Below are 11,671 nucleotides of genomic sequence, written 5' to 3' on the forward strand. Positions count from 1 at the left end.
AGTCGATCATGCTGCGGCCGTGGACCAGCTCGGCGAGCAGCTCGCCCTTGCTGCCCTGCCACGTGGCGATGCGCTCGCGGGCCGAGCGGTCCAGGGCACGGAAGTTCTCCTCCACCTGGCGGAAATCGGCCAGCAGTTCGCGGGCGGTGGTGGCGAACTGCTGGTAGCGCTCGCGCACCGCGGTGCGGTCGAGCAGGCCGGACTGCGGGTCCTGGCGGAGCTGGGCGATCTCCCGCTCGATATCCTGCTTTCGGCGCTCGAGCTGGTCCAGGCGCTTGGCGGGGTCGGACTCGGTGCCCTGGGCGATCTGGCGCAGCAGGTCCACCGCGGTCTGTAGGCGCGACTCCGTACCGACGAACGACTGCTCGGCCAGGCCCTGCACCCAGGCGTAGGCCTTTTCCAGGGCCGGGGTGGCGTCGTAGTGGATCTCGTCGGCGCCAAGCGGGTAGAAGCGGCGCAGGAAGCCCGACTCCGGGCCGGCCCAGTCCGCCAGGTACTCGGCGGCCGTGCGCAGGAACCGCGGGTTTTCCGGGTCCTGGGCGTTGATGGCGTAGAGCTGATCGTCCAGCGCCGCCACCAACTCGCCCTCCGAGCTGGCGCCCCGGCCCTCCTCCACGAAGAACCGACCCAGCACCGAGAGCAGCAGCGGCGCGTGCGTGGCGCGCAGCATCCGCCAGGCGGGATGCCGCTCGCGCAGCGCCTCGATCTGCGCGTACTCCACGTGGGGCTCCTCAGGCCTGACTTCCACAAGTTTTAGTGTCACCCTGCGTTGATCGCGTCGATGACGGCTCGTGCGGCGTCCGGGATTGTGGGTTCGACAAGCATTTCGTGGTCGCCGATGGCGACGGTGACGGTGCGCAGGGGCCGCAGGGTGGTGACGATCTTCTTGATCGACATGCCGGTGGAATCCTGCAGGTGCCGGGCCACGGCCAGGGCGGCGAACACGACGGTCAGGTGAGCTTCGATCGCGTCGCGGGTGCGGTGGAAGATCGGGCGGGCCCTCAGGTCGGCCTTGGCCATGCGGAAGGACTGCTCGACCTTCCAGAGGTCGTGATAGGCCGCCACGACGGCATGGCCGTCCATGACCTCGCTGGCGATGTTGGTGACATACCCTTTGTAACCTGCAGATTCGCGGGCCCGCTGGATCGAGACCTCGTCCAGGATTACCTTTTGGTCGGTGACCTTGACGAACCGCTGCTTCTTGAGTGGTTCTGCCCGGTCGGCCACGCGTTGGGCGCGGTCGATCTGCGCGTTCAGGGTGCGCTCGTCACGCTTATGGCGGGACCAGGTGTAGTGCCAGACCACCCGCCGGTCTCGTCGGTCCCGGCCTTGCCCCATGGGGCGGATCAGCTCCACGACGCCGTCGTCGGGGATGGCGTTGCCGCGGCGGCCGAAGTGCTCCTCGAGCTCCTTGGGCGCCCGGGAGGTCTTGGAGCCGACGATGAACGACAGGCCCGCGTCCTCCAGTGCATTGAGGTTGGCCGCCGAGAGCATTCCGGCATCGGCCACCACGACCATGTCGCTGATCTGGTGGCGCTTCTGGAAGGCCGTGATGACCGGGATCAGCGTCTTGGTCTCCGCCTTATTGCCCTCGAAGACGTGCACGTCTAGCGGGAACCCATCCCGGGCGACCAGCAGGCCCACGGTGATCTGCGGATCGACCTTGCGCTCCTTGCTCATGCCGACCTTGCGCAGGTCATCTTCTTTTTCTGCCTCGAGATACAACGTCGTCAGGTCGTAGAGCACCAACGCCACACCGGGGCCGCCGGTGCGGGTGACGTGGGTCCAGCAGGCGGTGGCGATCAGCGCGCGGTAGTCCCGGCCGACCACTCGCTGTAGACAGTTGTAGAGCGTGTTGACGTGCGGTGGTTTGGTCCCCAACTCGGCCAGGACGGGTAAGTCCCGTGGAGTGGTGGGGTTTCGGGGCCGGGGATCTGGCTGGCGACGGTGTGGCGGCCCGCCAAGGGGGTGGGCCATCGCGTAGTGGTCAATGAGTTACCGCCAAGTAGCTCACAGTAAGGACACACCACGCGATGACCCATTCCCATTCTGGCGTACACGCCCAGCTTGATGCACTGCTGTCTGCCGATCCGCAGGCGATGTTCGCCGAACTGGTCCGCGCCGGCCTGCAGGCACTGATCGAGGCCGAGGCCGCCACCAAGATCGGGGCCGAGCGTTACGAGCGCTCAGAGGGGCGTACGACCCACCGCAATGGCCACCGCACCAAGACGGTCTCCACGCCCGCCGGGGACATTGAGGCCCGTATCCCGAAGCTGCGCTCGGGGTCGTTCTTCCCCGCCCTGCTCGAGCGCCGCCGGCGGGTCGACCGCGCCCTATACGCGGTGATCATGCAGGCCTACGTGCACGGAGTGTCCACCCGCGGGGTCGACGACCTGGTCCGCGCGCTCGGAGTCGACACCGGCATCTCCAAGTCTGAGGTCTCCCGCATCTGCGCCGACCTGGACGCCGAGGTCGAGGCGTTTCGCACTCGCACGCTGGCGCACACGCAGTTCCCGTACGTGTTCGCTGACGCCACGTTCTGCAAGGTTCGGATCGGGGCGCACGTGGTCTCCCACGCCATGGTCGTGGCCACCGGCGTCTCCGTGGACGGCACCCGTGAGGTGCTGGGAACCGCTGTCGGGGACAGCGAATCGTACGAGTTCTGGTCGGACTTTTTGCGCTCGCTCAAGGCCCGTGGTCTGACCGGGGTGCACCTGGTGATCTCGGACGCCCACGCGGGTCTCAAGGCGGCCGTGGCGCAGCAATTCGTCGGGGCTGCGTGGCAACGCTGCCGAGTGCATTTCATGCGCAACCTTCACGGCGCGGTGGCGGCTAAGCACGCCCCCGCGGTGACCGCGGCGGTCAAGACGATCTTCGCCCACACCGACCCTGCTGACGTGGCAGAGCAGTGGGACCAGGTCACCGACACGTTCGCCGCCTCGTTCCCCAAGGCCACCGCGATGATGCGGGAGGCCAAGACCGACGTCCTGGCGTTCACCGCGTTCCCGAAGGGTCACTGGCAGAAGATCTGGTCCAACAACCCGATCGAGCGCCTGAACAAGGAGATCAAGCGCCGCGCCGACGTCGTCGAGATCTTCCCCAATCCCGCAGCGTTCCTGCGGCTGGCGACCTCGGTGGTGATCGACCAACACGACGAGTGGCAGGTCGGTCGCCGCTATCTCTCGGAGACATCGATGACCGAGCTGCGGCGAATCATCGCGGTCAAGCAGCAGGCCCTCGACAGCGGTAGCGACTACACTCAGTCAGGACTCGTTGATCACTGCGCCTGACCAGACGCCGATCCGAATCCCACCACGCCACGGGGCACTATCGCCAGGACCCGAACCGAGTCCAACTTGCTGGTCGGTTCCACCACGCGGCACAGTACCAGGTCGCGGAACACCTGATCGCCCACCACGTCGAAACCGAGCCTGGCGTACGTACCGGTCAATCCTTGCCACAAGATCCGCGCCGTGGACTGCTGGATCCGCGCGGCCGTCGCCGCCGGCACATCGATCACCGCGGCGCCGCGCTCGCCCAATTCCAGGTCAAACGCCTGCTGATCGCCCTGAATGCGCTGCTTGGCGACCTCGATCAACGCCGCCAACTCGCCGGGGGTGTGAGCCGAACCCAGGTGCTCGCGCACCACCAACCGGCCGCCTGCCCACTCGACCAACTGCACGCCCGTGGCCCCCGACCCCGTCGGCACCTTCCGAAATTTCAACCCCACACGCCCAAACTACCGGGCCGTTTAGTGTCACAAACGCCAGCACCGAACTCGCCCTACCAGCGCAAACCGGAATCCGAAACGCTAAAACAGCGTCAACTTGTGGAAGTCAGGTCAGGGTGGGTGACTGTCGGTGACGGCGGGTCGTGCGCCGAGGGGACAGTCTAGGAGCGGGGGGTGAAGAGGGCGCGGCGGGGCGAGGGCGGAGAGAACCCAGATGGCTGATCAGCGTGGCTCGGCGCCGACCGGACAATGGTGGTGTCCCGGCGCGGATTTGGGCACGACGGATGTTGGCCTTTCGTGCGGAAGAGTTTGTGCGCAGCTTTTCCCACTCTTCCGCTGTGCCGGCTCGTCTGCCTGCAGAACTGTTGAGTGTGCTGCGAGAACCTCAAGAAGCACGCATCTTCGCTGTTCTAGCTTCTCGAGCTCCTACTTGCGAGTGTTATGTTCCGCGGTGGCAGACTACGCACAGCCTGGTGTGGGCCCGCGGGATGTTTGAGTTCACGAGAAAGAACAGCAATCTTGATCTCGCGTGACGCCAGCTCGTCCTGATGACGAGCAATTTTTCTGGTCAGCTCGCGACTATACCGGTTCAACGCCTGTCCTCCGGCGGCGGACTGTTGGTCGCCCCTCTTTCTCTTCTTACCGCGAGACCTTTCCACACTCGCCTCCCGCTCCGACCTCCCCGCGATTCCGAGTTCAGACCGAATGTTTCGTGCAGCCACGGCTGCCCTCCCCACGATCGGATCCATTCAAAACCAGCCGGTAGCTAGGACGTCAGGAGACGTACGTGCGTTCCCATTACCCGAGATCTTCCGCCGTGGGCTGTGTCGAGCTGTCTCGGAATCGAAAGCCGCACCGATCTTAGGGATACCCCCGGAGGCGATGCCAGCACTCAGGTCGATCAGTAAAACGCATCCTCGAACGCGGCAGCAGACTCGGGAGTTAATTCCCGCAGCCCCTTCTGCAGGTCAGTATTCTGCACAAGAAATCGAACCCCTCGCCTGTTGCCTGGAAAGCTATCAGGAATCGACCTTTCGAGTTCATGCATAATTTCGACCGGAATTAGCCAACTGTACTCCTTCGGATTAGGCCAGGGCGCCCGCGCCCTCGCCGGAATTGCGCGCCCGGTTACCATTACTTTTGCGATAAGCCCACCTCCCTTTCTAGCCCCTCCCGACTTCCAGATATAGACCACATCCCCGGGCCGCAGCCCCTGCGCAGTCGATTGAGCGGATGGACTCGACTTCGTTCCAAGAAGTTTTTCCGCCTTACAGATGTCCCAATTCCCGAGCTCACCTTGTCCGATAGTAAAAACGTAAGATGACACGTTTTAGCTCCTCAGCATCTTGAAGATAAAATGTTTCTTGTAGCGGGTCGTCAGCTTGGCCTCTACTAGACCGAGGTTCGGACCGATGAGTTTGTCGAACTCAACCCCGCCCCGGCGGAGGGCTCAAGTCGATAGTAGGAAGCCGGTCTGTCGCGAGCCCACGCCTCTCAAGTAGTTCGACCATGTCCTCCTGCCGCGGCTGGCCCAATGTGAGTCGGTACAAGGTGAGCGCATTGGTGAGCCGTCTGTACTTGGCGATGTCCTGGCTCATCGGGAATGTGGCGACGACCCGGTGGATCCGCGCCGATCCCGGATAGACCCACCACGGAGAGAATTCGCCCAGCCCGGTCTCCGCATTTTCGGCGGCATTGAACGCCGCCCGCCACGCCCTCGAATCCGGCGACGCGAGCACATCTGCCCAGTGACGCTCTGCGACATTCTTTCGCACGGCGTGACCGGCGAACCTATTGACCCGGCCCTCCCGCTGCTCGAAGTCAACCGGGTTCGACGGAAGGTTCCAGTGGACGACGGAGTGGCACCACCAGTGGAAGTCGATCCCTTCCTGCCCGACGCTGGTCGAAGCGAGCACGAAGGGGGCAAAGGGGCTGTTGAAGGCATGCCTGACTTCACCCTGCCGTACCGCTTGTCCTGCATCGGACTGATTCGCTCCCCCGTATTGCAGAGCGAAACGCGAGCTCAGCTGGATCTGTGCCCTATCGAGGGTTGTCTCGTGCGCTCTATAGGTTGCTCGCCGAATCCCGACCGCCCCGGCCACCTGTTCGGCGAGAAAGAGGAGCGACTCGTCATCAATGTCCCGCCCACCGAGCTCACTGTGGAGTTGGAAAACGTACTCGTCCAGGACCGCGCGTAGGTTGCCGTCCTCGCAATAGGCCAACACCTTCTGCCACTGGGTCTTGCCCGTGCGGTAAAGCGTGTCGAGCAGCGCCATCGATCCTGGCCTGTTGAACAGCGCGCGTAAGCCCTCCGCCACAACGAACGCAGCCCGCCATTGCCCTGCCTCGGTCGTGCCCTCGCCTGCGACGGAACGGATCGCGCCGAGCGCACTAACACCGGGGGCGAACGAGGCGAGGCGTGCAAGGTCCGGATGACCGGCCCGCTCGGCCCCACCATTCGCGGACTGTGATGCCTTGGCGTGCGCTTCCTCCACGTGCACGGCGAAGCCGCGAGCACTGAGCCCAGCGGTCGGTTCCTCGTCCTCCGTGTGCTGAAAGTCGTAGAGCACCTCGTCCGGCGACAGCGCGAGTAGCTCGTCGGGGAGCGCTCCCGGGTAGGCGAAGAACGCATCGGAAGCGTGTTCCGCCGCCCCGGAGACATCCAGCGCCGAATCGACAAACTCGAGTAGCTCTTCCGCGCTGACCTGCCGTCCCGCCCGGCGCGCCGCGGCAAGGGGATCACCGATCGACGCCAGCTCCGGATGTGGCCAGAACAGCGCGAGTGTCGACATCGCACCCGCCTTCTCCCCGTCCACGAGCCGGTACTGGAGCCGGTTTTTGGTGACGGTCTCGCGCCCCTCCTGGGAATTTTCCTTCCAGTAACTCCGGTCGTGGGCGATCAGGCGGTCCGCCTCATAGCTGAGGAGGCCGGCGATCGATTTGGGTACGCCCGACCACGCGGAGAACACGACATACTTGGTCACCTCATTTCCCAGGCGTTCGAACGTCTCCCCGGGTGTCAGATAGGGCATCGACGGAGGTATCCAGAGCATGGCCCACCAGCCGGCACCGACGGTGCGATCTGCCAGCGCACGCAGGTGCCCGTGCCCCAGATCGATTGGGTCGAACCGGCGCAGGGCCTGGGAGTCCAGTGATCGTGTCGCTCGGAGCGCCACATCAGTGACCGTGGGGTCGATGCCATCCCCAGATTCCGGTTCCTCCCTCGCTGACCGGATCCGCACCTCCTGCAGATAGCCGTCCATAAAGTTCGCGAAGTACGGAATCGACTTCCAGTGCTCGAGACTGACCGGAGCATCGATCGCTTCCCCCAAGTGGTGCAACGCAACCCAGTCCCGGATGTCCTCCGAAGTCGGATCACCAGACCCCAGCGGGACCACCTTGACCAGGTCCTCGTTCTCACCCAACGGTGGCCTTTCCGATCGGGTCAAATACGGCAGCAGTGCGCTGCGTGCATCCCGCGCTGCAGCAGCGGCATCACCGCCGGCGGTGAGTTCACGCCGGTACCGTGCGAGGGCTTCTGTCACCGATTCCTCGCGACCATCGGAAAGGAACCGGATCGTCGCGATGAAGTCGCTGTAGTGGTCCTCGCCGTCCTCGTCCGCGTGCGTGAACGGCTTGTACGGCGTCGCGGACAGCAGCAGCACCTTGGTCTGCTCCTGCAGGAACAACGCGTGCGCGAGTTCGCCCGCCTCGCCGCTGTCAGGGTCGAGAAGATCCCGGAAGCGCTGGAACTCGTCCAGGATGACTAAATCTGGCTTGAGCATCGACGCTCCGGCCGTGGCTAGAGTCCGACGGAGCTCGGCGATGCTCTCCTGAGTCCGGTGCCACCGCTCATCATCGCCTTCCGGATCAGCCGCATACTCCCTTCGCAGCCTACGGAACCGGTCGAGTACCCCGGATTCGCTGATGTCTCGTTCGAAGCGCTCCACGATCGCCAGGTCGAGAGGCTTCTGTTCGACCTGATCTATGAGTTGATCGAAGGATTCGCGATACCAGACCATGCCCTGGAGGGCGTCTCGTCCCGCTCGGCGCAGCCGATGATCCGGGCGCTCAGACTTCTCGAGCAAGTGCGCGATGATCGCACGTTCCTCAGCCTTGCCCTGCCGGTGCCCTCGGTTGTGGAACGACGTGCCCGGGGTCAGCGAGAGTAGGTTCACTGCGCTAGACGAGTCATCAGAACTGACCAGCGCCGTGTTCTGCACCAGCATCGACAGACGGGTGGCGACCTCGGTCTCCTCCTCGCCGGTCACGTTGAGGCGGCGAAGGTTCTGCTTTGCCAGATCCTGGTTGCTGCAGACGTAGACGATGTTGATCGGCCCTGAGGAGTTGGTGCGGAGGTGGTCGATCGTGGTGGCAACGACGCCCCTGGCGACGATCGATTTCCCCAGTCCGGTCTCATCAGCAATGAGGAACCGTCCCGAACGCTGGTCGGCTCCGGGACCGAAGGACTGCTCGGTCACGTGATCGACCGCCGCCCTTTGGAAAGGCTTGAGGGCCGCCAGCACAGCTTCCAGGTCGAGGTCGCTCATGAACTTTCCCCGCCCGCCAGTTCGTGCGCCGACCACACCGCGGCCCACAACGATTCGAAACCCTCTGGGACCACGGCGTCGTCCCCGGCGTGGCGGGACAGATAGTCGATGAGCTTTCTGACCTCCTCCAGACCCTCGTGCCCCACCGCGACGGCTCGCAGAAGCGCTTCGAAGAGACCTACCCCGGACCCAGGGTCCACCCCGGCGCCAGCGAACTGCCCGCGGCGGTCGAAGATCCAGCTTCCTGCAGAGCCAGATCGCGTGAGCTCCAGCATGAGTCTGAGTAATTGGACCAACGCTTCCCGGCTGGTGAGCTGCTCGGCAATGATCGCCTGACCTCGATCCGGGGGATCGCCTTCGAGGTGCGCCAGTGCGAGCGTGCGTCGGGTGGTGCCGTCCGCGTGGCGAGCGATGAACTCGATGAACGGGGTCACCTCAGCCAGCGCGACGTTCGTGATGACGCCGCCTTCTCCGCCGAGTTCGGATATCTCATACTCGGCTGAGTGTCGCAGCGGCCTCCACCGGACCGTGGGGGCACCGGCCGCATTATCACGGGCGCCGGGCACTGGGTCCGCCGACGTGACTCGGAGTTCGTATGGTCCGGATCCGGTGACCGTCACGGTCAATCGCAGCGCAGCAAGTTCCCTGAGTACTCCGTCGAGCATCCACCGGACGTCCTCGCTCGGGTCGGCCGGTCCACCGCCTTCCGTCGGATAGTCCTCAACCAGCTCACCCATGGCCTCGAGGACCGCCTTCGTCCCTACGGTTCTGCGGCGACCTTCCAGCTCCACCATCACCTCGACGTTGTGTCCCCACCCCGCCACGGTCGCGTTGGCCGAGCCTAGAAACATCCGACTGCTGTGGTGATAGTCGACCACGACGACCTTTGCGTGCAGACCCACGAGCCGTTCGCTTCCCTGGTCTTGCACCGCATCTTCGTCAGCCATCTCGTAGAGGACCCGGGTCTCGATACGCCCCGTCAGACTGGCCGGCTCGAGTTGATCGAGCGAGTCGGCCCGCGAGAGCAGAATGGTGTGCCCGGTGACTCCTGCCCGCATGGTGTCGAGCTGCTCACCGCTCACAAACGGTGAGATGACAAGCGCTTGCGATCCTTCGAGATCCGGCTCGGGGGGCACTTGGAGTCCGAACACGTGAAATTCCAGCAGTTCAAGCCCGGGCGGATTCTCCCAGACGATCTCGGACCATCTCTCGGCAAGCGCGTCCACTCGCGCGCGCCTGTCCTCGCCGAGCGGGTGGACTGCCATTGTCGGCAGAGCCCGAAGTAGCTCGACGAGGGAGGCGTTCATCTCCCGCGCTTCCGCGGAGTCTCGATCATCGGGGATCTCCCCGTCGAGTCTGAGAATCACATCCCAGCTGCGATCTGAGGTTAGGTTTCGGCTGGCGCAAAGGAATCGGTAGACGCACTCGTCGTCGTCGTTCCCATACTCCAGGAACCACACCTTGGGATGGAACAACCCACTTGGGTGGGTGACGGGATGGACCATCGCCTCGAGGAACGCCACCAGTTTGGATTGCGTCCCTGCCGAGAGCGCGCCGGCCTGGGCGAAGATGTCCACCTTCTCGGTGGAACGACGCAGTGCCTCGAAGATCCCCAGTTCACCGTCCTCGGCGGTGATCCTTCGGGAGGCGAAGGACAGCGGAACACTCAATGCGGTCTCGAGGTCGAGAGTGAAGGTAGTACCCACCGCGTGGATGAGCTCGAATCCGGGTGGGGGCGCCAACTGCTCGGTGAGCGCCATCCGCGTCTGTGGCTCAAGCACGAAGCGCCTCCGCCGGCGTGGCGAGTCCGTTGTGCAGGTCCTCGAGGATTCTTTGGACGTAGCTCCACCTGAATGTCAGCCGCGCCGCGCCGGATGCCCCACCCCACGATGAGAGCCGCTTGTCCGAGTGAAGGCGGCCGTACTGGCCTTTGGTCTGCTTTTCCCGGCGGGTGATGAGGTCACGCGCTGCCGACGCCCCAGTCAGTGTAGAGATGGGGTCCTGGCGCGCAAAGTGCTGACGCACCAGGTCGGTCCAGTTGTGCACGAACAGTTGCGTCGCGTCTGGAACTGGGCGGGTGCGCTGAGTGTTCGCCAGGGCGATCAACGCGTGGACATCCCACTGGCCCAGCGGAACTTCGGTGGGCAGTTGCTGCGCCCATTGGGCAATCAGTTCCTCGTACTGGTCGGTGAGATCTTCGTGCCCCTCGAAGCCGGCAGCCTCGTACCTTTCTGCGAGCATGAGGTTGTATAAGAGCTGCGCCCCGTGCATCACTGCCGAGAACGCTCGGGCGTGATCCAGCTGCAAGCGCAGCGGCCCGGTGACGCCCTGGGCGGCCGGGTCCTGCCACGGAAAGCTGAATCCCCCTTCCGGCGGGTGGTGGATGAAGTACTCCAGCAAGGTTCCGGGGGCTGCAGTAACCATGCGGTCGCGGAGCCACTCGGCCTCCTCGCGGGTGAGGGTGAACCCACTGGGAACCGCGGCGGGAAACCCCTCCGGGTGGGCGGGAATGCTGCCGTGCCAGGTTCTTGGCCCGGAGATAGGATCATCCGACTCGATGATCTCCTTCTCGTCGGCAAGCAGAATGCTCTCACGCGTGGCGCTGGCGTCGCGCCTGATCCCGTACGTCCCCAGGGCGGCCCAGTAGATCTGCGAGGGCAGCGTCTTGAGCGCGGTCCCCACCCTCGATCCGAGGAGTCCGTCCGAGTCGTCCGCGTCCGCGAACGCTGTGACCAGGCGCCGTTCGAGGGCTTCGGCTTCCCTCACGGGATGTCGACTGTTCGCGGCTCGGGTGTAGATCCACGGGATGAACAGTAGATATCGAGCCCGGGTGTGCAGGGTCGATGTGCCCGGGAACAAAATGTCGCTGAGGGCGTCGCGGATAGTGCCGATGCCGAGTTCGTCGCGGGCTTCTCGATCGGTGAACATCTGGATGATGTCGCGCATCCGACGTTGCTCTTCGCTCGACGCGTCGAGCCACGCGATCTGTGACGGCATGGGGTCCATTGTTACTACGGGTTCGCAAGGACGCGCGTCATCTGGCCAGCCCGGGTGGTCGCGATTCGTGCAGTGGCGCGTTAGGTAAAGACGACGCCGAGGCGACGCTCGCCGAATGGCCAGCCTGTTGTAAGGTTCTGCGCATTCACGATCATTATGACGCCCGGTGCAGTTATTGTCGGCGCCTCGATGCCCCCAGGTCCCCGCCACTCATCGGCGTGACCGGCTGATGCGCTGCGGTCGGGTGCAGCGCGGTCTGCCTCGCTCATCGGCGCCTGACCTCCACCCGCGGCATCACCGCACGCATGGACCTGCCGGCCTCGTGGTACTGGATCACGGTCTCCTCGTGCTCGTTGGCGGTCACCTCGAGGTCGTCGTCCTTGAGCGCCAGGTA

Annotated in this window: 6 protein-coding genes and 1 pseudogene; 1 reads left to right on the forward strand and 6 read right to left on the reverse strand. The window is 64.5% G+C overall.

The window, feature by feature from the left end; translation table 11 throughout:
* A partial coding sequence (locus tag CEY15_RS17035) for a DUF3375 family protein (protein ID WP_141244303.1) occupies positions 1-721 on the reverse strand: 721 nt, incomplete at its 3' end.
* 38 nt (positions 722-759) lie between these two features.
* A pseudogene (locus tag CEY15_RS17040) lies at positions 760-1,899 on the reverse strand (IS1634 family transposase); the annotation flags it as partial.
* A 134-nt stretch (positions 1,900-2,033) separates the two neighbouring features.
* Between CEY15_RS17040 and CEY15_RS17045 the strand changes: the two are divergent.
* Positions 2,034-3,290: an IS256 family transposase gene (locus tag CEY15_RS17045; RefSeq protein ID WP_095719420.1), complete on the forward strand. Its 1,257-nt coding sequence runs from the start codon at positions 2,034-2,036 to the stop codon at positions 3,288-3,290.
* Here the strand turns inward: CEY15_RS17045 and CEY15_RS17050 are convergent.
* From CEY15_RS17050 to CEY15_RS17070, 4 genes are all read right to left on the reverse strand, one after another.
* Entirely contained in the window at positions 3,278-3,709 is a 432-nt protein-coding gene (locus tag CEY15_RS17050) for a hypothetical protein (protein ID WP_245847706.1), read from the reverse strand. The two genes, CEY15_RS17045 and CEY15_RS17050, sit on opposite strands and share 13 nt — an antisense overlap.
* A gap of 1,448 nt (positions 3,710-5,157) precedes the next feature.
* Entirely contained in the window at positions 5,158-8,280 is a 3,123-nt protein-coding gene (locus tag CEY15_RS17060; RefSeq protein WP_095719421.1) for a helicase-related protein, read from the reverse strand.
* Positions 8,277-10,061: a phospholipase D family protein gene (locus CEY15_RS17065; RefSeq protein ID WP_141244304.1), complete on the reverse strand. Its 1,785-nt coding sequence runs from the start codon at positions 10,059-10,061 to the stop codon at positions 8,277-8,279. Before CEY15_RS17065 ends, CEY15_RS17060 begins: the two co-directional genes overlap by 4 nt.
* Positions 10,054-11,277, reverse strand: coding sequence for a DUF6361 family protein (locus tag CEY15_RS17070; RefSeq protein ID WP_141244305.1), 1,224 nt, complete (start codon positions 11,275-11,277; stop codon positions 10,054-10,056). Before CEY15_RS17070 ends, CEY15_RS17065 begins: the two co-directional genes overlap by 8 nt.
* Positions 11,278-11,671 lie beyond the last annotated feature (394 nt).

Origin of the sequence: Dietzia natronolimnaea (genome assembly GCF_002289575.1) — a bacterium.
Classification (GTDB): Bacteria; Actinomycetota; Actinomycetes; order Mycobacteriales; family Mycobacteriaceae; genus Dietzia; species Dietzia natronolimnaea_A.